Here is a 19189-nt window from a genome sequence, read left to right on the forward strand (position 1 = left end):
TCGCTATCTTCGCGCGTAGACCCCTGCGCCACCCGGCCGCCCCCGGCCCGCCGGAACCGGCCACGGCCGGGCGCGGGCCCGCCGGACGGCCCCCGTAAGCTGGGGCCCATGTGGAAGAAGTCCGAACTGCGCGCGGCTCCGGCGCCCCTGGAGGGGCCGGTCGTCGGCACGATCACCGGCGGCACCATCATCTGGTTCGTCCTCTTCCTCGGCCAGTTGCCCTTCTATCCGCTCTTCGCCCGGAACGGCCACGCCTGGTGGGTGTGGACCTGCCTGGCCGGTGGCGCCCTCGGCTGCCTGGGCATCTGGTACGTCCGCAAGCGGGACGCCGCCATCAAGCGCGCCGCCGAGGCGGCCACCGAGGCCACCCCCGACGCCGCCTGATCCACCGCAGCCCGCCCCCCGGCGGGTGCACCGCGCCCCGCCCCCGTACCGTCGAACCATGACGCAGTGGGCGAAACCCGGCGGTGGTCCGGAATCGGACAGCAGCAGCTCCGGAGGGCCGGACGGGACAGGCGCCGGTGCGGCGCCGGGGAGTGACGGCGGGCCACCCGCGCATCCGGGGCTGAGCGCCGCCGAGGTCGCCGAGCGGGTCGCCCGCGGCGAGGTCAACGACGTACCGGTGCGCTCCTCGCGCTCGGTGGCGGACATCGTGCGGGCCAACGTCTTCACCCGCTTCAACGCCATCATCGGCGTCCTCTTCGTGATCATCCTGATCGTCGGGCCGATCCAGGACGGGTTGTTCGGCTTCGTCATCATCGCCAACACCGGCATCGGCATCTTCCAGGAGCTGCGCGCCAAGCGGACGCTCGACAACCTCGCGGTCGTCGGGGAGGCGAAGCCGACCGTCCGGCGCGACGGGCGGGCGGGCCCGCTCTCCACCTCCGCGGTGGTCCTCGACGACGTCATCGAGCTGGGGCCCGGGGACAAGGTCGTCGTGGACGGCACCGTCCTGGAGGCGGACGGCATGGAGGTCGACGAATCGCTGCTGACCGGCGAGGCGGACCCGGTGCTGAAGCGGCCCGGCGACCCGATGATGTCCGGCAGCTTCGTGGTGGCGGGCGGCGGCGCGTTCCGGGCGACCCGGGTGGGCCGGGAGGCGTACGCGGCGCAGCTCGCCGAGGAGGCCAGCCGCTTCACGCTGGTCCACTCCGAACTCCGCTCGGGGATCAGCAAGATCCTCACCTATGTGACCTGGATGATGATCCCGACCGCGCTCGGGCTGATCCTCAGCCACCTCTTCACCCTGCACATGGCGGGCGACGACGCGGTGCGCCGGATGGTCGCCGGGATCGTGCCGATGGTGCCCGAGGGGCTGGTGCTGCTGACGTCGGTGGCGTTCGCGATCGGGGTGATCCGGCTGGGGCGCAAGCAGTGCCTGGTGCAGGAGCTGCCCGCGATCGAGGGGCTGGCCCGGGTCGACGTCGTCTGTCTGGACAAGACCGGGACGCTCACCGAGGGCGGTATGGACGTCAGCGCGCTACGGCCGCTGAACGGCGCCGACGAGGGGCGGCTGCGGCAGATCCTCGGCGCGCTCGGCGGCGCCGACCCGCGGCCGAACGCCTCCCTGCTCGCGCTGATCGAGGCGTTCCCCGCACAGGACGGCTGGCGGTGCAGCGCCGCGCTGCCGTTCTCGTCCGCCCGCAAGTACAGCGGCGCGGTCCTCGACGACCCCGCGGGCGGCCGTACGACCTGGCTGCTGGGCGCGCCCGATGTGCTGCTGCCGCCCGGCGATCCGGCGCTCGCCGAGACCGAGGAGCTGAACGCCGAGGGGCTGCGGGTGCTGCTGCTGGCCCGCACCGCGCGGGAGCTGGACGATCCGGCGCTCGCCCGGGACGTGGAGGCGGCGGCGCTGGTGGCGCTGGAGCAGCGGGTGCGGCCGGACGCCGGGGCGACGCTGGCGTACTTCGCCGAGCAGGACGTGACCGCCAAGGTCATCTCCGGCGACAACGCGGTGTCGGTGGGCGCGGTCGCCGGGCGGCTGGGGCTGGCCGGGGCGGCGGCGCCGGTGGACGCGCGGGAGCTGCCGGACGCGCCGGAGACGATGGCCACGGCGGTCGAGGAGGGCACGGTCTTCGGCCGGGTCACCCCGCGGCAGAAGCGGGACATGGTCGCCGCCCTCCAGTCGCGCGGCCACCATGTCGCGATGACCGGCGACGGCGTCAACGACGTCCTGGCGCTGAAGGACGCGGACATCGGCGTCGCGATGGGCTCCGGTTCGGAGGCGACGCGGGCGGTGGCGCAGATCGTGCTGCTCGACAACAGCTTCGCCACGCTGCCGTCGGTGGTCGCCGAGGGCCGCCGGGTGATCGGCAACATCACCCGGGTCGCCACCCTCTTCCTGACGAAGACGGTCTACTCGGTGCTGCTGGCGCTCCTGGTGGCCTGCTGGCAGATCCCGTACCCGTACCTGCCACGCCATCTGACGCTGCTGTCGACGCTGACCATCGGCGTCCCGGCGTTCTTCCTGGCGCTGGCGCCGAACAAGGAGCGGGCGCGGCCGCACTTCGTCCGCCGGGTGATGCGGTACGCGGTGCCGTCCGGGCTGATCACCGGCGTCGCCGCGTTCGTGACGTATCTGCTGGCGCGCCACCACTACACCGGGCCGGACGCGCTGCCCGCCGAGACCAGCGCGGCGACGCTGACACTCTTCCTCACCGCGATGTGGGTGCTGGCGATCATCGCCCGCCCCTACACCTGGTGGCGGATCGCGCTGGTCACGGCGATGGGCGGGGCCTTCCTGATCGTGCTGGTGGTGCCGTGGCTCCAGCACTTCTTCGCACTGCGGCTGGTGGGCACGGCCCTGCCGTGGACGGCGGTGGGCATCGCGGTGGTCGCCGGGCTCACGCTGGAGCTGGTCTGGCGGCGGCTGGGGCGGACGATGCCGTGAGGGCGGGGCGGGCGGTGCCTTCCGGGCGCCGCCCGACCCGCTCCCCCGCCGTCCGGTCCGTCGGCTCAGTCCTGCTGTTCCACGTCGTCGCCGGGACCGCCAAAGAGCCGGTCGTTGCCCGGACCGCCGTACAGCTGGTCGTTGCCGCTGTTGCCGTACAGGACGTCGTCGCCCGCGCCGCCGTGGAGGATGTCGTCGCCGGGACCGCCGTAGAGGGTGTCGTCGCCGTCGTCGCCCGAGAGGTTCTGGTCGCCGGGACCGCCCTTGAGGACGTCGTCGCCGGGACCGCCCTCGGCGAAGCCGGAGTCGCCGTTCACCTCGATGGTGTCGCGGCCCTCACCGCCGAGGACGGTGGCCGCCTCCCCCCACCGTGATCCGGTCGTCGCCCGCACCGCCGAGGACCGAACTGCCGTCGGCGGGCCCGGAGGTGGTCAGGGTGTCGTCGCCGTCACCGAGCAGGACGCGGTTGAAGTGGTACGTGTCGCCCACGGTGTTGGCCAGCCCGACACGGTCGTCGCGGTCGCCGAGGTCCATCGTCAGCGCGGCGTACGGGTCCTGGCTCTCGACGGTGGCGACGGTGCAGCGGACCTTGGTGGGGTCGGCGGCGTCCGGGTGGGCGCAGCCGTGACCCGCGGTGACGGGCACCCGGTCGTCGATCACATAGGCGAGGCGGGTGTGGTCGTCCCCGTCGTACGTCTCGGTGACGGTGGCGTCGTTGCCCTGGCCCGGGGCGGCGGTGTAGGTGAGTTCCCGGCCGTTGTCGGCGACGGCGGCGGTGGCCCGCGGCGCGGCGGCGACGGCGCTCGGGGCGGTGGCCCCGGCGGCGAGGACGAGGGCGAGGGCGGCCGCGGCGCGGAGCGCCGGGCGGCCGGTGGTGGAGGAGAGCATGGCGGACACCTTCGTGAGGCGGTGGCGGGCCCACCGCGGGTAAGTCCGCAGGTCTATCCGGCGGGGTTGGCGGAAGCGTGAACTCCCTTGCGCCGTATGTCCGTTCTGCGTCACAGCCGTGCTACGGCGCCCGGGCGCGGGAACGGCCGCCCGGGCGCCGTATCAAGCGGGTCACAGTGGCCGCGGGCGGCTGGCGTCCCCGCCGCCGCGCCGCCTAGGGTCCCTGCCCATGGCTTTCTCCACGGGGGACCTCACCCACGAGGTACTGGCACGCTCGCACCACTACCACCACACCTACCACTCGTCCGGCGGCAGCTCCGGGCCGATCCAGTGGTGGGGCTGGCTCCTCCTCGCGATCGGCGCGGGCGCGCTGATCTGGGGAGTGGTCAAGAAGTTCACCGGATGACGCGCTGACGCCCGGTACGCGACGTGGGGCGGCCCCGGCTCCGGCCGGGTGCCGCCCCACGTCGCGTCCGTCGGCGCCGGTCAGTCGAACCAGCGGGCCCGCGCCAACTCCTCGCCCCGGTCCGGGTCCTCCAGCAGGGCGGCGACCTCGAAGCGGCGGGGCCACTGACCGGCGGCCCAGGCCAGTCCGGCGGCCACGCCCTCCAGCGTCGCCGCGTGCAGCGCCCCGTCCGGCGTCAGCCGCCAGTCCAGCTCGCTCTCGCCGTCGCCGTCGCCGACCAGCAGCTCCTCGTGCTCGGTGTACGCCTCGGGGGTGGCAGGCCCCAGCAGCGCCCGGACCTCGTCGGGCACCGCGTGGCGGACGCCCTCGGAGCGCACCTCGGCCGCCACCGCCTCGCTCAGCCGGGACACCTGGAGGAGTTCGGCGAGCGCCGCGGCGCGGTCCGGGGCGACGGGCAGCAGCGCCTGCCCGGCGACCAGCGGCATCAGGTCCGGCGCGTCGGCGACCAGCGCATCGGCCGCGTCGACCACCCGCACCTCGCCGCCGGGCCCGCCGTCGGCGTCCGGGACGACCGCGCGCAGCGCGTCCGGCAGCGTCACCGCCTCCGGATCGAGCAGCGCCAACGCACCGTGGATCGCGTGGAGTTGGGCGGCCGTGACGGGCAGCTCCGGGGCGGCGAGGCGGCCCAGCAGTTCGGCGGCGCCGCCCGGCTCGTCCAGCAGCGCGGCGAGCGAGGTCCGCACCCCGAGCGCCCGCAGCACCTGCGGATCGACGTCCCCGGCATCGGCCGCCTCGTACAACCCGGCGAGCAGCGGATCGCCGCCCGCGGAGCGGAGTCCGGCCGGGTGCCGCCCGTCGAGGACCGGGTGGCCGCGGAGCCACCAGGCGGTGTACGGGCGGACGGATTCCGTGGTGCCGTCCGGCAGCAGGACCCGTACGGGGGCGGTCAGCGCGTCGCGCAGCGGCGGTTGGGAGAGCAGGGCGAGCGCCTGCGGCCAGGCGTCGTCGTCGACGAGGTCGAGATCGCGGACGGCGATCAGTTCGGTGACGACCGGCGGGACGGGGGCGTCGGGCAGGGCGTCGAGGATGTCCTCGCACCAGACGTCGACGGCGTCGAGCAGCCCGGCGTCGTCCGGTTCGGCGAAGTCGCCCTCGCGCGGCTCCAGTTCGTCCGGGTCGAGGACCACATCGGTGGCACGGACCAGCGCGAAGGCGGCCAGCACCCCGACGGCGGTCAGCGGCTGCTCGCCCCAGCGGTCCACCAACTCCGCGTCGCAGGCGGCGAGTTCACCCGCACGGAGGACCTGCTCGAAGGCGCTGCCGGGGTAGACCAGCTCACCGGCGGGGGCCAGTTCGCCGTCCTCGTCGGGGAGGGCGAGCGCGGCCAGCCACGGTTCGTCGCCGGGCGCGAGGTGGGCGTCGCGGACCAGCCCGAGGACGGTCTCGGCGATCTCGTCGGCGCCGGGCGGCGCGCCCGGTCCGTCCGGGTCGGCGAGCAGGTCCCAGGCGTCCTCGTCGGCGTCGAGGGAGCCCGCGACCGCCGCCCTGACCTGCGGCGTCGTCAGGACCGCGCGGGGCGAGGCGGGCACCGCGCCGAGCTTCTCCAGCAGCGGGTGGACCGCGTCGGGGTGCGCGACCTTCAGACCGAGGCGGGTCAGCGTGGCGTAGCGGGTGGCCGCGCCGTCGGCGGTGTCCGCCGCGTCCTGACCGGGCACCGGCAGCAGCACCTGCCGCGGGCCGAGCGTGGTGCGGACGGCGCCGGGGTGGCCGTCCGGGGCGGCCAGCGGGACGGGCAGCCCGGAGAGCCGGTCCGGGTCGGTGCCGGACAGCGCGTCGTACAGCCGCCACCACCAGGACGGATCGCGTTCGACGCCCGCCAGCCGGTCGATCATCTCGCCGAGCGGGACCCGGTTGATACCCAACGCCCGCAGCTCCGGGCGGCGTTCGAGTCCGGCGGGGAGCAGGGTGGGGAAGAGTTCGGCGAGGACGGCGACGGTGGCGGCGCCGCCGCCCTCCAGGACCTCCGCGTCTACGGGTCGCAGACCGTCGCGGGCCGCGCCGCCGGGCTCGTCCCAGGCGTCCTCGGGTGCGGCGGGCGGCGCGGTGGCCGGGGCGGCGGCGGGCAGGAACTGCGTCCGGGGCAGCAGCTCCAGGATCTTTCCGCGGAGTTCCCCGTCGATACCGCCCTTGCCGAGCGGGCCGGGCACCAGGTCCAGGGCGGCGGTGGTGAGCGGACGCCAGGCGCCGAGCAGGGCGGCGTAGGCGGTGGCGGCGCGCGTCACCAGGAAGTCGGCGAGCGGGCCGGGCGCGACATGGCGGCGGGTCGGCTCCAGCGGGAACGACGCGATGAGCAGCGCCGGGAGGCCCATCGGCTCGTCCGTCGGCGTCGGCGCGTGCACCACGGGCGCGGTGCCGGGCGCCGCCGGGTTGCCGTCGGCGTCCACGGGCACCGCCCAGGTCACCGACCAGACCGGACGCAGCCGTTCCTCGACCGGGCGGTCGGCGAGGAGCGCGGGCTCCAGCGGGCCGCCGTCGGTGACGACGCGCCAGCGGGTGTCGCCGCGCTCACTGTCCTCGATCCGGACCAGCTCGCCGTCGCTCGCGCGGTGCAACTCCCGTACGCCGTCCGGGGTTTCGACGACGATCTCGGCGAGTCCGGGGAGGGTCAGCAGCAGCGCGGCGTCGATTCCGGCGAGCAGCCGCTCGGCGAGGGCGAGTGCGGCGCCGTCGCGCAGCGGCAGCACCACGGCGGTGTCGTACCCGTCGGGGGCGGTGCCCTCGGCGGGCAGCGGCAGGCGCAGCAGCGGGACATGGCCGTCGCGGCGGCGCAGTTCGCCGCCGAGCCCGGGGCTGTGCGCGGCGATCTCGCGGGTCAGCTCGCGCGCCTCGGCCAGCGACCAGCGGACGCCGCCGGTGCGGCCGATCAGCGCCGGCTCGTCCGAGACCGACAGCACGGCGGCGAAGCCGACGCCGAACCGGCCGACCGCGCCGCTCTCCACGCTCGCCTCGCGCTTCGCGGAGGCGCGGAGGGTGGCGAGCGATTCGACGCCGGTGGCGTCCAGCGGGGCGCCGGTGTTGGACGCGACGAGGACGGCGGGGGCGTCGCCGTCCGCCGGGTGCAGGGTCAGCCGCAGACGGCCGGGGACACCGGCGCGGGCGGCGGCGTCGGCGGCGTTCTGCGCCAGCTCCACGGCGAGGCGGTCGCGGTAGCCGCCGAGGGCGAGGTCCTCCTCGGCGTTGGCGTCCTCACGGAAGCGGGCGGGGGAGGCGGCCCATGCCTCCAGTACTCCGCGCCGCAGCCGTGAGGTGCCGAAGGGGTCTGCGCCCTCGGGCTCCCCGCGGACCAATGGCGTACCGGTCACTTGCGTCTCCGCTCTACGGGTCGTTGGTCTGACCGTAGCGTGGGGGGTGGGGTGGGTGGGGGCGAGGGCTTGGGCCGCGGTGCGTGGTGGGTGCGGTGGCGGGGGCGGCCCGTGTCCTCGGGAGGGGGGAGAGAAGAAAAGAAGAAAAAACGGGGCTAGCTGTGGCCCAGTTCTTCCGTGGGGGTGGTGTCTTCCACGGAGCCGCCGGTGGGTTCGGGGCGGAGGGTGAGGGGGTCGATGATGGTTTCGTCGACGACCGGGGTGGCGGGGCGGGGCGGGGCGGGCATGACGGCGGCTTCGGAGTGGCCGCCGCAGCCGTACGAGAGGGAGACGACGCGGCCGTCGGCGGGGGAGAACTCGTTGGCGCAGACGCCGAACGCCTGGCGCAGGGAGCCGGCGAGCGGGGTGAGGAAGCCGCAGGAGACGCAGGTGGCGGGGGCCGCCTGGGCCATCGCGGTACGGGCGCCGAAGGCTTCGTCCCAGCGGTCGGCCGCCTCGTGCAGGCCGTAGCGGGAGAGCACGCGGGCGCGGCGCATCCCCAGTTCGTCGGCGAGGGAGGCGAGGTCGCCGCGGGCGGGGACGGGCTGGACGGCGGGTGAGCCGGGGACGACGTCGGCGTCCTCGGTGTCGGCGATCTGCGCGATCTCCGCGGTCTCGGCGGGCAGGTCCGCGGCGAGGGCGGAGTTGGGCGGCGGGGTGTCCTCGCCGGTGTAGCCGGGCTCCAGGCGGAGGTCCTCGGCGTCGGTGGGCAGCAGGTCGCCGGGGCCCATGTCGCCGGGGCGCAGCCGCTCGCTCCACGGCACCCACTCGGGGGCGAGGACGGCGTCCGGGCCGGGCAGCAGCACCGACTCGTCCAGCGTGACGATCTTGGCGCGGGAGGCGCGGGCGACGGTGACGGCCCAGCGCCAGCCGCGGTAGCCGGGCTCCTTGCAGGCGAAGAGGTGGGTGACGACGCGGTCGCCGTCGGCGACGGCCTCCAGGTGCTCGCCGACCATGCCCGGCAGCGCGGTCTCCTCGGCCGCCGCACGGGCGAGGTCGACCGCCTCGGCGCACAAGCGGTCCGGGGTACGGCTTCGCATCGCAGCACTCACAAGAATCGATTCTCTCTTCCACGCCGTCTCACGGGTGCGCCAGCCGGAGCTGTCCTGTCCTTGTCCGGACGACCGGCGGGGCGGGGCGGGCGGAGCGGACCTGGGGACCGCGTCGACGTCCGCGCCCGATCGCTTGGGTCGAGCGCACCTCTCACGACCCATTCTGAGGGATCGCGCAAAGGCGCGCGGCCATGGACGACCGCCGGTGGCGCGCTACACACGCTACCCCTTCGTTCGCGGACGACCCCTCGGCGGGAGCGGCAAATGTGATCACCGGGGTCCGCCGGTGGCGGCGGGAGGGGCGCGGACCGCCGTCGCCTCGCGCAACAAGCCCGGGAAACCACCAGATAACTGACCAATTCGGGCAGTATGGCCGGGTGGCTGCCGCACGGGCGTCGAAGGGGCCGAGGGGCCCGCGGTTCTCGCGCGCGTCGACCCGGAGCGGGGCGGGGCGCGACCGGGTCCGCCGGGCGGGGCGCTCCGCCGGGCGGGCGCTGCACCGTCCGGTCACCGGCGCGGCCCGCGGCGTACGGCGCGCCACCCATGCGCACGGCGCGGGCGAGACGGGGCTGGGCAAGCTCATCGAACTGCACGCGGTGAACTCCGCGGGCGACATGCTGATCACCGTCGCACTGGCCTCGACGGTGTTCTTCTCCGTCCCGACCGACCAGGCGCGGGGCCGGGTGGCGCTGTACCTCGCGGTGACGATGGCGCCGTTCGCGCTGCTCGCGCCGGTGGTCGGGCCACTGCTCGACCGGGTGCCGCACGGGCGGCGGGCCGCGATGGCCGCCGCGATGCTGGCCCGGGCGCTGCTGGCGCTGACGATGTCGGGCGCGGTCGCCACCGGGGGCCTGGAGCTGTATCCGGCGGCGCTGGGCGTGCTGGTCGCGTCGAAGGCGTACGGGGTGGTGCGCAGCGCGGTGGTGCCGCGGTTGCTGCCGCCGCGCATCTCGCTGGTCAAGGCCAATTCGCGGGTGACGCTCGCCGGGCTGCTGACGACCGCGGTGGCCGCGCCGCTGGGCGCCGGGCTGCATCTGATCGGGCCGATGTGGCCGCTCTTCGGCGCTTTTCTGGTGTTCTGCGGCGGCACCTTCCTCTCGTTCACGCTGCCGCACACGGTCGACTCGGCGAAGGGCGAGGCCCGCGCGCGGCTGGCGTCCGGCGGGGCGGGGCGGCGGCCGGGGCTGCGGACCGTCGGCCCGTCGGTGCTGCACGGCCTCCAGGCCAACGCCACGCTCCGCGCCCTGTCCGGGCTGCTCACGTTCTTCCTCGCGTTCCTGCTGCGTGAGCACCCGCTGGACGGGCTGGGCGCCGCGACGTCGCTGGGGCTGGTCGCGGTCGCGGCGGGCGGCGGCAACGCGCTGGGCACCGCGGTCGGCGCCTGGCTGAAGGCGCGCGGCCCGGAGCGGATCGTCGCCGGGGTGCTGGGCGTCGCGCTGGCCGCGGCGGTGGCGGCGGCGGTCGGGTACGAGCCGCTGTCGCTGGTGGTGGTGCCGGTGGCGGCGGCGTGTGCGGGGCTCTGCCAGGCGCTGGGGAAGCTGTCGCTGGACGCGATGATCCAGCGGGACGTCCCGGAGACCGTCCGCACCTCCGCGTTCGCCCGGTCGGAGACGGTGTTGCAGCTGTCGTGGGTGGTCGGCGGCGCGATCGGCATCGCGCTGCCGCTCTCCGGCGAGGTGGGCATGGTCGTCGCGGCGGCGCTGGTGACGCTGGGCGCGCTGGTGTCCGTACGGGGTCTGCTGGGCGCGGCCCGGCGTGGCGGGCGGGCCCGGGCGCGGGTGCGGTGAGGGCGGTCGCCGCCGGGTGCGGGCGGTCTCCGGCGGCGGGTCCGGGCGCCGGGCGCGGGTGCTGCGCACGGGGGCGGCGCGGGGCGGCACGCCGTACCCGGGCGTGGTCCGCGCCGGGGCGCCAGATAGCCTGCCCGTCATGACCGCTGCGATGATCTCCTGGGGCAAGGGCCGCCGTGCCGCTGCCGCCATCGGTGCCGTGTCCCTGGGCCTCGTCACCCTCTCCGCCTGTGAGAAGCCGACCGACCTGGCGACCGTGACCGTCGGCTCCACGACCGTCACCGCCGAGGCCACGCCCGGCTGCGACGGCGACGGCAAGCTGCTGAGCAAGAAGCAGGTCGAGACCTGCATCTCCAAGAACGGTGGCAAGACCATCACCGTCCAGCCCGGTGAGCGGGTCCGCGTCGGGGTGACGCCGGACGTCGCCAAGTCCGGCTGGATCGTCATCGGCGGTGGCCCCGTGATGCGGGAGGCCAGCACCCAGACGTACCGCTCCTTCGACGCGGACACCCTCTTCATGCAGCAGAACCCGCAGACCGGCCAGACCACCTACAGCCGGTCGGTCACGCTCCAGGTCGCGGAGCTGGGCAAGGGCGAGGGCCCCAAGACCATGTGGCACTTCAACCTGAAGCAGAAGGACTGAGCCCGCTGATCCGGGCGAGCGCGGGGCGGGCCGGCTGATGCGGGTACTCGTCGTCACGGCGGTGGCCGCCGAACGCGACGCGGTGTGCGCCGCGGGCGGTCCGTACACCCCGCGCGCCCTGCCCGGCGGCCTCGCGCTGCACCGCGACGGCGCGGCGTCGGGCCCCGCCGTCGACGTGCTCGCCGCCGGTGTCGGTCCGGCCGCCGCCGCTGCCGGTACGGCCACCGCGCTGACCGCCGCCGCGCTGGACGGCGCGCCGTACGCCCTGGTGATCTCCGCCGGGATCGGCGGCGGCTTCGCGCCCGCCGCCCCGCTCGGCTCGGTGGTCGTCGCGGACACGCTCACCGCCGCCGACCTGGGCGCCGAGACGCCCGAGGGCTTTCTGCCGGTGACGGAGCTGGGCTTCGGCACGGTCACCCACCGCCCGGACCCGGCGCTGGTCCGGGCCGTCGCCACCGCCTGCGGGGCGCGCAGCGGCCCGGTGCTGACGGTGTCGACGGTGACGGGCTCCGCGGCGCGCGCGGCGGAGCTGACGGCGCGCCACCCCGGTGCGCTGGCGGAGGCCATGGAGGGCTTCGGCGTCGCCGAGGCGGCCGTGGCGCACGGCGCGGGCGTGCTGGAGATCCGTACGGTCTCCAACGCGGTCGGGCCCCGCGACCGGGCGGCTTGGCGCATCGGCCCGGCGCTCACCGCGCTGACCGGCGCGTTCGCGGCGTTGCCCGCCGCACTGCGCGCCCTGTGACACCCCGGCCCGGCCACCGCGCCGGGCCCTTTCGCGAGGAGGACCCGTGACCCGGCCGCTGGACATCGCCTATTCGCCGTGCCCCAACGACACCTTCGTCTTCGACGCCTGGGCGCACGGCCGCGTCCCCGGCGCGCCGGAGCTGTCGGTGACCTTCGCGGACATCGACGTCACCAACGGCATGGCCGAGCGCGGTGAGTTCGATGTGCTGAAGGTGTCGTACGCGGTGCTGCCGTGGGTCCTTCAGGAGTACGCGCTGCTGCCGTGCGGCGGGGCGCTGGGCCGCGGCTGCGGGCCGCTGGTGCTGACCCGCGAGGGCGGCGACGCGGCGGGGCTCGCCGGGAAGACGGTGGCGGTGCCCAGCGAGCGCTCCACGGCGTATCTGCTGTTCCGGCTCTGGGCGGCGGCCGAGGTGCCGGGCGGGGTCGGGGAGATCGTGGTGCTGCCGTTCCACGAGATCATGCCGGCGGTCCGCGACGGCAAGGTCGATGCGGGGCTGGTCATCCACGAGGCCCGCTTCACCTACGGGAACTACGGCCTGACCTGCCTGGCCGACATGGGCGAGCACTGGGAGCGCACCACCGGGCTGCCGATCCCGCTGGGCGCGATCATCGCGAAGCGGTCGCTGGGCGAGGAGACGCTGCGGCGGCTGGCGGACGCGGCGCGGACGTCGGTGCGGATGGCGTGGGACGACCCGGAGGCGTCGCGTCCGTACGTCCTCGGGCACGCCCAGGAGATGGATCCGGCAGTCGCCGACCAGCACATCGGGCTCTATGTGAACGAGTTCACCGCCGACCTCGGCGAGCACGGCTATGCGGCGGTGCGGGGGCTGCTGACCCGCGCGGCGGCCGAGGGGCTGGTGCCGCCCCTCGGCCCGGACGCGCTGACATTCGTCTGATCCGCGCGCTCCGGCCGGGCGCGGCCCCTTCGGGCGCGTGCCCGGCGGGGCGGGTCAGACGTCGAGCTGGTCGGCGACGGCGCGGAGCATTCCGGCGATCTTGCCGCCGTGCGCCTTGTCGGGGTAGCGGCCGCGCTCCAACTGCTGGGTGACGTTCTCCAGCAACGTGGTGAGGTCCTGCACGATCGAGGCGAGTTCGTCGGGCTTACGGCGCTGGGCCGCGGCCACCGAGGGCGCCGGGTCGAGGAGCGTCACGGACAGTGCCTGGTCGCCGCGCTGGCCTGCGACGACGCCGAATTCGACGCGCTGGCCCGGCTTGAGTGCGTCCACGCCGTCGGGCAGCACCGACGAGTGCACGAAGACGTCACCGCCGTCATCGCGGGAGAGAAAGCCGAAGCCCTTCTCGCTGTTGAACCACTTGACCTTGCCGGTAGGCACGTCTGTCCTCGTCCTCGTACTCGTGGGAAAATGCGGGCTGAACTGCTCGGAAAATGCCGAAAGTGCGGAAATTACGGAAACGCTGCCGGGAAAAAACGGGTCTGGATAGCAGTGCAGCGGGTCACCCGGACCCGCCGTCACCAAGGCTAATGCTCCCGCGCGCGGTGACAAGACGTACCGGGCGGTTCCTCGATGTCCGTGGCCCGGACTTACCCTGGTCAGGTGTCTGACGAAACGCCCCGCGACGGGGATCTGCTGGTCCGAATCGGCGCGATCGTGTTCCTCATTGGCGCGCTGGCCACACTGGCCACGATGACCCCACTGTTCATCGGCGCCGAGCCACTGCCGTCGGTCTTCTACTGGGTGTGCATGCTGATGGGCGTGGGCTTCCTGATCTCCGGTGCGGGCGTGGTCCGCTCCGTCCTGGGCCAGCGTCGGCAGGCTCAGGCGGAGGCGGCGTCCTCCGCGACGTAACGGGCCAGCCAGCCGGGGAACGCGGTGAGGTCGTCGAGGACGACATCGGCGCCCGCCGCGCGCAGCTCCGCCGCGCCGCACGGCCCGGAGGCCACCGCGACCGACAGCGCGCCCGCCGCCCGCGCGCCGCGTACGTCGCCGGTGTGGTCGCCGACGTAGACCGTGGCGCCGTGCGCGCGCAGCGCCTCGCCCTTGGCCTCCGCCCACAGGGAGCCGACGAGGATGTCGACGTCCAGGCCCAGGTGGTCGAGGTGGAGCTTGGCGCTGGGCTCGTACTTCGCGGTGACGACGAGTGTGCGGCCACCGGCGGCGTGCACCGCCCGCAGCGCGTCACGGGCGCCGGGCATCGCGGGCGAGGACGCGACCGCGTACTGCGGGTACAGCTGCCGGTACAGCTCGCTCGCCTCGACGACCCGCTCCTCCGGGAACCACTCCCGTATCTCCTGCTCCAGCGGCGGGCCCAGCCGGGTGACCGCGAGGTCGGCGTCGACGGGCACGCCGGTGCGGGCGGTCAGCTCCAGGTAGGTGGCCCGGATGCCGGGGCGGGAGTCGATCAGCGTCATGTCGAGATCGAAGCCGACGGTCAGGGCGGGGGCGGTCGGGTCGGTCGGGGCAGCCATGTCACCCATTGTGCCGGGCACCACCGACAGCGCCGCGAGGCCGCCCGGCCCGGCCCGGTACGAACCCGGGTCGTACCCTTAGCCTTGCCTTACCTAAGAGCGTGCCCCGTGGGGCCCGGTGGTCCGCCGCCCGGGATCCGGGGCACGTGCTGCGCCCGGATATCTCGAAATGGACCCGATGTCAGCCGACCAGGCAAGCCCCCGGAGCGCCGCCCCGCGCCCCGGCGCATCCGGCCCGGGAGGGCGCGCGATGAGCCGGATGCGCGGGCGGCGGCTCGTTCTGACGCTGGCGGCGGTGGCGGCGCTGCTGCTGGCCGTCCTCCTGTCGCTCGCCGTCGGCAGCCGCGCGTTCGCCCCGTCCGAGGTGATCGGCGCGCTGGTGCACGGCGGGGACGGTGACGCCGCGCAGGTGGTGCGCTATCTGCGGCTGCCGCGCACGCTGATCGGCCTGATGGTCGGGGCGGCGCTGGCGATGGCCGGGACGGTGCTCCAGGGCATCACCCGCAACCCGATCGCCGACCCCGGCATCCTCGGCATCAGCCAGGGCTCGTCGGTCGGTGTGGTGCTGGCGATCTCACTGTTCGGGGTGCACACCCTCACCGGCTACGTCTGGTTCGCCTTCGTCGGCGCCGCCATCGCCTCCGTCGTCGTCTACGCCATCGCCACCCGGGGGCGGGGCGGGGCGACGCCGGTGAAGCTGGCGCTGGCCGGGGCGGCGATCAACGCGCTGCTGGTGTCGGTGACGATGGCGGTGTTGACCACGCAGGCGGCGGCGCTGGACGAGTTCCGGTTCTGGCAGGTCGGTTCGCTGACCGGCCGGGACAGCGACGTCGCCGCCCAGATCTGGCCGTTCCTGCTGGTCGGCGCGGTGCTGGTGCTGTCGGTGGCGCGCGGTCTGGACGCCCTGGCGCTGGGTGAGGACGTCGCCCGGGGGCTGGGCCAGAAGGTCGCCGTCGTCCGGATCGTCGGCGGGCTCGGGGCGACGGTGCTGACCGGCGCGGGCGTCGCGGCGGCCGGTCCGATCGCGTTCGTCGGGCTCGCGGTGCCGCATCTGGCACGCGCCGTCGTCGGCAACGACCACCGCTGGGTGCTGCCGATGGCGGCGCTGCTCGGCCCGGTGATCGTGCTGGTCTCGGACACCGTCGGGCGGGTCGTCTTCCCGCCGTCGGAGGTGCCCGCGGGCGTGATGACGGCGCTGATCGGCGTGCCGTTCCTGGTGACCCTCGTCCGTCGGAAGGCGGTGGCCGCATGACCGCCCCCGGAACCCGTGAGGCGGTCGCCGCCCCGGCGCCGCGCCCGGCCACCGGGCACCGGCCCGCCGGTTACGCCGTCGTCGGCACCCGCCGGGTCTCGTTCCTGCTGCACCGCCGGGCGGCGGTCGTCGCCGTCCTCCTCGCCGTGCTGCTGGCCGCGGTGTGCCTGGCGTATCTCTGTGTCGGCGAAGACTTCGTCGCACCCTCCGACGTGCTGGACGTCGTCCTCGGGCGACCGTCGTCGCAGGAACTGGTGGTCGGCACGCTGCGGCTGCCGCGGATGGCCGTGGGGCTGCTGGTCGGCGCGGCGTTCGGGGTGGCGGGCGGGCTGATCCAGACGGTCGCCCGCAACCCGCTGGCCAGCCCGGACATCATCGGCGTCACCCAGGGCGCGGGCGCGCTGACGGTCGGCGCGATGACGCTCGGGGTCACCTCGTACGCGGTGCTGCCGTATCTGTCGGTCGTCGGCGGGCTGCTGGCGGCGGGGCTGGTGTACGTCTTCGCATGGCGCGGCGGGCTGCACGCGACCCGCTTCGTCCTCATCGGTATCGGCTTCGCGGTGGCGCTGCGCTCGGTGATCCAGCTGTTCCTGACGAAGGGCGACTACCTGGTCGCGCAGCAGGCGCAGGTGTGGATGACCGGGTCGCTGAACGGCCGCGGCTGGGCGGAGGCGGCGCCGCTGGGCTGGGCGCTGCTCGCGCTGCTGCCCGCGGTGCTGTGGGCGGCGCGGGCGCAGCGGACGGTGTCGATGGACGACGACACCGCGACGGCGCTGGGCGTCCGGCTGGGCCGCACCCGGCTGGGGCTGGTGGCGCTGGGCGTGGTGCTGGCGTCGATGGCGACGGGGGCGGCGGGCCCGGTGGACTTCGTGGCGCTGCTGGCGCCGCAGATCGCCCGGCGGCTGACCCGTACCGCGCAGATCCCGCTGCTGTGCTCGGCGCTGCTGGGCGCGGCGATCGTGGTGGGCGGCGATCTGCTGGCCCGCAAGCTGTTCGCGCCGACGGAGCTGCCGGTCGGCGTACTGACCGCCGCCGTCGGCGCGCCGTATCTGATCTGGCTGATCATCCGGGGCCACCGCACCCGCACCCGGACGGCGGGCCGTGGCCGCGCCGCCGGCCCCCGTAGTCGTGCCAGCCGTGCCGCAGGAGGAGAAGCGTGACCGAGACCGGCGCAACCACCGCCCCCACGACCGGTGAGCCCGCCCCGAGCCGGCTGACGGCGCGGGAGCTGACGCTGGCGTACGAGGACCGCACGGTCGTCGACGGGCTGGACCTGGACGTGCCGCAGGGCGCGGTGACCGTCGTCGTCGGGCCGAACGCCTGCGGCAAGTCGACGCTGCTGCGCGCCCTGGGGCGGCTGCTGCGCCCGCGGAACGGGGCGGTGTTCCTGGACGGCGCGGACCTGGCGCGGATCCCGACGAAGCAGATCGCCCGGTCGCTGGGGCTGCTGCCGCAGACCCCCGTGGCGCCGGAGGCGATCACCGTCGCGGACCTCGTCGCCCGGGGCCGTCAGCCGCATCAGCACTGGTGGCAGCAGTGGTCGGCACAGGACGAGCGGGCGGTGACGGAGGCGATGGAGCGCACCGATGTCGCGGAGCTGGCCGAGCGCGCCGTGGACGAACTCTCCGGCGGCCAGCGGCAGCGGGTGTGGATCGCGATGGCGCTGGCCCAGGAGACCGATCTGCTCCTCCTGGACGAGCCGACGACGTATCTGGACATCGCCCACCAGGTGGAGGTCCTCGACCTGGTACGCCAGCTCAACCACGAGCGGGGCCGCACGGTCGTCGCCGTCCTCCACGACCTGAACCAGGCGGCCCGCTACGCCGACCATCTGGTCGCGATGCGCGCGGGCCGGATCCTCGCCGAGGGCCCGCCCGCCGAGGTGGTCACCGCGGAGCTGGTGCACGAGGTCTTCGGCCTGGAGGCGGTCGTCATACCGGACCCGGTGACCGGCTCCCCGCTGGTGGTACCGGGGCGGCCGTGGGCGGGCGCGGGGGCCTAGGATGCGGGGTTCGGTCCGGCATGCGGCAGCGCCTCGGTACCATCCCGCCATGATCACTCCTGGCGCTCGCACCACGGTCTTCGACATCGACGGCACCCTCTGTTTCGACGGGCGGACGATCGACAGCCGCATCCTGAGCGCCATCGAGGACTGCGAGAGCGCCGGCCACCAGCTGGTCTTCGCTTCCGCCCGCCCGGTCCGCGACCTCCTGCCCGTTCTTGACGGGGCCTTCCCGGGCGCCACACTGATCGGTGGGAACGGCAGCCTCGTCTCCGTCGGCGGCCAGGTGCGGGCGCGGGCCGCGTTCGGCCCCGGTGAGCTCGGCAAGCTGATGATCGAGGCCGACCGGTTCCAGGCGGGCTACCTCGCCGACGGCCCCTGGGACTACGCCTACACCGGACCGGCCGACCACCCGATCCTCAGCCGCGTCGACCAGGGTCGCCTCGCCCGCCGGGTCGCTCTTGCCGACCTCCCCGCCGTCGTGAAGTTCCTCGTGGTCGAAGCCACCGACATGGACGCCCTCGCCGAGGCGGGCCGCGCGCTCGGGATGAGCGTCAACCACCACCTCGACGAAGCGATCATCGACTTCGCCCCGGGCACCACGAACAAGTGGGAGGCCCTGACCTCGCTGGGGATCGAGCAGTACAACGCCTTCGGCAACGACATCAACGACCTCGACCTGCTCCGCAACGCGCGGCACGGCGTGCGGGTCGGCACCCACCCGGGCCTGGACGACCTCGCATGTGCCACCGTCCCCGCCGACCCGGACGCCATCGCAGCCGAGATCGCCATGCTCGCCTCGGTGACATCTGCGGTCTGACGGCCTGTGCCGTATCAGTGATCACCGAGTCGTCTCACTGATCAACTGATCACCGACCGGGCAGGTACCCCCCGACCACCTGATCAACCTGCCGAAGAGACGCGGCCCGGCGCGCTCCCTAGCGCGCGAAGTCCTGGATCCGGCTGTCCACCGCCTCGATCAGCGGAAGGATGACGTCGCCGGTGCCGCCGGTGTGGATGTCCAGGAAGAACACCACGCCCTCCTGCGGGTCGTTCGAGATCATCCCCTGCGGGTCCGCGATGCCCGCGCGGTGGGCCGCCTCCAGTTGGTGCTTGATCCGCCGCATCCGGCCCACGTCGGCCATCCCGTGGAGCGCGTTCCGGAAGGCCCGTTCGCCACCGGGCTTGCTGAGCTGGAAGAAGGTGCCGCTGACCCGCCGCGAGCGGATGACCGTCACCCGCTTGGGTCGGCTCTTCCCGTCCTGGGGGTCGTAGGTCGCGGCGTACGAGGTCCACGGCGGCACGGGCACGCCCTGCGCCGACGCCTTCTCCATCTCCGCGAGGACGCCCGCCGCGGTCCGCTCGTTGGCGTACATCTTGTAGACGTGATTCCCGCTGATGTAGAGGATCGCCTCGCGGGAACTCTTCCGGTCGCCCTCGCTCAGCGTCACCTCCGGTCCGCCGCCCGACGGGGTGACCGTGGCGCGCTGCACGACGGGGCGGCGCTCCCCGATCACCTGGGACACGGCCGCGTTGCCGGCGCTGCGTTGGAGCGCGCTCACCGCGCCGAACGACAGGTGCTCGGCGCCCGTCGGCCGGGGCGCCGACGACGGCTCCCTCCGGTCCGACGGCTTCGCCGGGCGGACCGTTTCGGGCTGCTGCTTCTTGTCCTTTGCACGCATGGCTCCGGCTTACC

At 74.7% G+C, this 19189-nt stretch carries 19 protein-coding genes; 12 read left to right on the forward strand and 7 right to left on the reverse strand.

Going from position 1 to position 19189, the window contains the following annotated elements; all coding sequences use genetic code 11:
* Positions 1-108 precede the first annotated feature (108 nt).
* Positions 109-384 (forward strand): DUF2530 domain-containing protein, encoded by a 276-nt coding sequence (locus tag IF23_RS0120645; RefSeq protein ID WP_030285768.1) that lies wholly within the window; start codon positions 109-111, stop codon positions 382-384.
* Between the two features lie 58 nt (positions 385-442).
* Positions 443-2890 (forward strand): HAD-IC family P-type ATPase, encoded by a 2448-nt coding sequence (locus IF23_RS0120650; RefSeq protein ID WP_030285770.1) that lies wholly within the window; start codon positions 443-445, stop codon positions 2888-2890.
* A 65-nt stretch (positions 2891-2955) separates the two neighbouring features.
* Here the strand turns inward: IF23_RS0120650 and IF23_RS35070 are convergent, their stop codons facing one another.
* Both IF23_RS35070 and IF23_RS31465 read right to left on the reverse strand, forming a co-directional pair.
* Positions 2956-3282 carry a calcium-binding protein gene (locus tag IF23_RS35070; RefSeq protein WP_107126977.1) on the reverse strand — a complete coding sequence of 109 codons (327 nt, stop codon included), beginning with the start codon at positions 3280-3282 and terminating at the stop codon, positions 2956-2958.
* The gene (locus IF23_RS31465; protein ID WP_107126978.1) at positions 3227-3778 is read right to left on the reverse strand and encodes a hypothetical protein; all 552 of its coding nucleotides are present in this window, start codon (positions 3776-3778) and stop codon (positions 3227-3229) included. The genes IF23_RS35070 and IF23_RS31465 overlap by 56 nt, the downstream gene beginning before the upstream one ends.
* A gap of 229 nt (positions 3779-4007) precedes the next feature.
* On the opposite strand from IF23_RS31465, the gene IF23_RS34500 reads away from it, so the two are divergent.
* Positions 4008-4184 carry a hypothetical protein gene (locus tag IF23_RS34500; protein WP_169750017.1) on the forward strand — a complete coding sequence of 59 codons (177 nt, stop codon included), beginning with the start codon at positions 4008-4010 and terminating at the stop codon, positions 4182-4184.
* Between the two features lie 80 nt (positions 4185-4264).
* Here IF23_RS34500 and IF23_RS0120665 read toward each other — a convergent pair whose 3' ends face one another.
* Both IF23_RS0120665 and IF23_RS0120670 read right to left on the reverse strand, forming a co-directional pair.
* A complete protein-coding gene (locus IF23_RS0120665) occupies positions 4265-7546 on the reverse strand; it encodes a sacsin N-terminal ATP-binding-like domain-containing protein (RefSeq protein WP_030285771.1) in 3282 nt (1093 codons plus the stop codon).
* A 155-nt stretch (positions 7547-7701) separates the two neighbouring features.
* Positions 7702-8625 carry a DUF3027 domain-containing protein gene (locus IF23_RS0120670; protein ID WP_030285773.1) on the reverse strand — a complete coding sequence of 308 codons (924 nt, stop codon included), beginning with the start codon at positions 8623-8625 and terminating at the stop codon, positions 7702-7704.
* Positions 8626-9014: 389 nt separating this feature from the next.
* Between IF23_RS0120670 and IF23_RS0120675 the strand changes: the two genes are divergently transcribed.
* The 4 genes from IF23_RS0120675 (at position 9015) to IF23_RS0120690 (ending at position 12707) form a co-directional block, all read left to right on the forward strand.
* A complete protein-coding gene (locus IF23_RS0120675; RefSeq protein ID WP_030285775.1) occupies positions 9015-10424 on the forward strand; it encodes an MFS transporter in 1410 nt (469 codons plus the stop codon).
* 139 nt (positions 10425-10563) lie between these two features.
* Entirely contained in the window at positions 10564-11067 is a 504-nt protein-coding gene (locus tag IF23_RS0120680) for a hypothetical protein (RefSeq protein WP_030285777.1), read from the forward strand.
* A gap of 37 nt (positions 11068-11104) precedes the next feature.
* Positions 11105-11809 (forward strand): futalosine hydrolase, encoded by a 705-nt coding sequence (locus tag IF23_RS0120685; RefSeq protein WP_037678908.1) that lies wholly within the window; start codon positions 11105-11107, stop codon positions 11807-11809.
* A 46-nt stretch (positions 11810-11855) separates the two neighbouring features.
* Complete coding sequence (locus IF23_RS0120690) at positions 11856-12707, forward strand: 1,4-dihydroxy-6-naphtoate synthase (RefSeq protein WP_030285780.1); 852 nt, start codon at positions 11856-11858, stop codon at positions 12705-12707.
* A gap of 54 nt (positions 12708-12761) precedes the next feature.
* Here IF23_RS0120690 and IF23_RS35435 read toward each other — a convergent pair whose 3' ends face one another.
* Entirely contained in the window at positions 12762-13145 is a 384-nt protein-coding gene (locus tag IF23_RS35435; protein ID WP_030285782.1) for a cold-shock protein, read from the reverse strand.
* A 222-nt stretch (positions 13146-13367) separates the two neighbouring features.
* On the opposite strand from IF23_RS35435, the gene IF23_RS0120700 reads away from it, so the two are divergent.
* Positions 13368-13619 (forward strand): hypothetical protein, encoded by a 252-nt coding sequence (locus IF23_RS0120700; protein WP_037678930.1) that lies wholly within the window; start codon positions 13368-13370, stop codon positions 13617-13619.
* On the opposite strand, the gene IF23_RS0120705 is transcribed toward IF23_RS0120700, so the two are convergent.
* Positions 13589-14239, reverse strand: a complete 651-nt coding sequence (locus IF23_RS0120705; protein ID WP_030285785.1) for an HAD family hydrolase — start codon at positions 14237-14239, stop codon at positions 13589-13591. The genes IF23_RS0120700 and IF23_RS0120705 overlap by 31 nt on opposite strands.
* Before the next feature lie 250 nt (positions 14240-14489).
* Here IF23_RS0120705 and IF23_RS0120710 point away from each other — a divergent pair, with 250 nt between their 5' ends.
* The 4 genes from IF23_RS0120710 to IF23_RS0120725 are packed head-to-tail and all read left to right on the forward strand — an operon-like array spanning position 14490 to position 18313.
* A complete protein-coding gene (locus IF23_RS0120710; RefSeq protein WP_030285788.1) occupies positions 14490-15491 on the forward strand; it encodes a FecCD family ABC transporter permease in 1002 nt (333 codons plus the stop codon).
* Positions 15488-16651, forward strand: coding sequence for a FecCD family ABC transporter permease (locus IF23_RS0120715; RefSeq protein ID WP_051739744.1), 1164 nt, complete (start codon positions 15488-15490; stop codon positions 16649-16651). Before IF23_RS0120710 ends, IF23_RS0120715 begins: the two co-directional genes overlap by 4 nt.
* Positions 16648-17493, forward strand: coding sequence for an ABC transporter ATP-binding protein (locus IF23_RS0120720; protein ID WP_051739745.1), 846 nt, complete (start codon positions 16648-16650; stop codon positions 17491-17493). The genes IF23_RS0120715 and IF23_RS0120720 overlap by 4 nt, the downstream gene beginning before the upstream one ends.
* A gap of 49 nt (positions 17494-17542) precedes the next feature.
* Positions 17543-18313 carry an HAD hydrolase family protein gene (locus IF23_RS0120725; protein ID WP_037678912.1) on the forward strand — a complete coding sequence of 257 codons (771 nt, stop codon included), beginning with the start codon at positions 17543-17545 and terminating at the stop codon, positions 18311-18313.
* A gap of 118 nt (positions 18314-18431) precedes the next feature.
* Here the strand turns inward: IF23_RS0120725 and IF23_RS0120730 are convergent, their stop codons facing one another.
* Positions 18432-19175 (reverse strand): hypothetical protein, encoded by a 744-nt coding sequence (locus IF23_RS0120730; RefSeq protein WP_030285796.1) that lies wholly within the window; start codon positions 19173-19175, stop codon positions 18432-18434.
* Positions 19176-19189 lie beyond the last annotated feature (14 nt).

It is taken from the genome of Streptomyces catenulae, from assembly GCF_000718015.1.
In the GTDB taxonomy this organism is placed as follows: domain Bacteria; phylum Actinomycetota; class Actinomycetes; order Streptomycetales; family Streptomycetaceae; genus Streptomyces; species Streptomyces catenulae.

Coding starts and splice junctions, on each gene's coding strand:
- IF23_RS0120645 (WP_030285768.1), top strand. CDS start 109: ATGTGGAAGAAGTCCGAACTGCGCGCGGCTCCGGCGCCCCTGGAGGGG.
- IF23_RS0120650 (WP_030285770.1), top strand. CDS start 443: ATGACGCAGTGGGCGAAACCCGGCGGTGGTCCGGAATCGGACAGCAGC.
- IF23_RS31465 (WP_107126978.1), bottom strand. CDS start 3,778: ATGCTCTCCTCCACCACCGGCCGCCCGGCGCTCCGCGCCGCGGCCGCC.
- IF23_RS34500 (WP_169750017.1), top strand. CDS start 4,008: ATGGCTTTCTCCACGGGGGACCTCACCCACGAGGTACTGGCACGCTCG.
- IF23_RS0120670 (WP_030285773.1), bottom strand. CDS start 8,625: ATGCGAAGCCGTACCCCGGACCGCTTGTGCGCCGAGGCGGTCGACCTC.
- IF23_RS0120680 (WP_030285777.1), top strand. CDS start 10,564: ATGACCGCTGCGATGATCTCCTGGGGCAAGGGCCGCCGTGCCGCTGCC.
- IF23_RS0120685 (WP_037678908.1), top strand. CDS start 11,105: ATGCGGGTACTCGTCGTCACGGCGGTGGCCGCCGAACGCGACGCGGTG.
- IF23_RS0120705 (WP_030285785.1), bottom strand. CDS start 14,239: ATGGCTGCCCCGACCGACCCGACCGCCCCCGCCCTGACCGTCGGCTTC.
- IF23_RS0120710 (WP_030285788.1), top strand. CDS start 14,490: ATGAGCCGGATGCGCGGGCGGCGGCTCGTTCTGACGCTGGCGGCGGTG.
- IF23_RS0120715 (WP_051739744.1), top strand. CDS start 15,488: ATGACCGCCCCCGGAACCCGTGAGGCGGTCGCCGCCCCGGCGCCGCGC.
- IF23_RS0120725 (WP_037678912.1), top strand. CDS start 17,543: ATGATCACTCCTGGCGCTCGCACCACGGTCTTCGACATCGACGGCACC.
- IF23_RS0120730 (WP_030285796.1), bottom strand. CDS start 19,175: ATGCGTGCAAAGGACAAGAAGCAGCAGCCCGAAACGGTCCGCCCGGCG.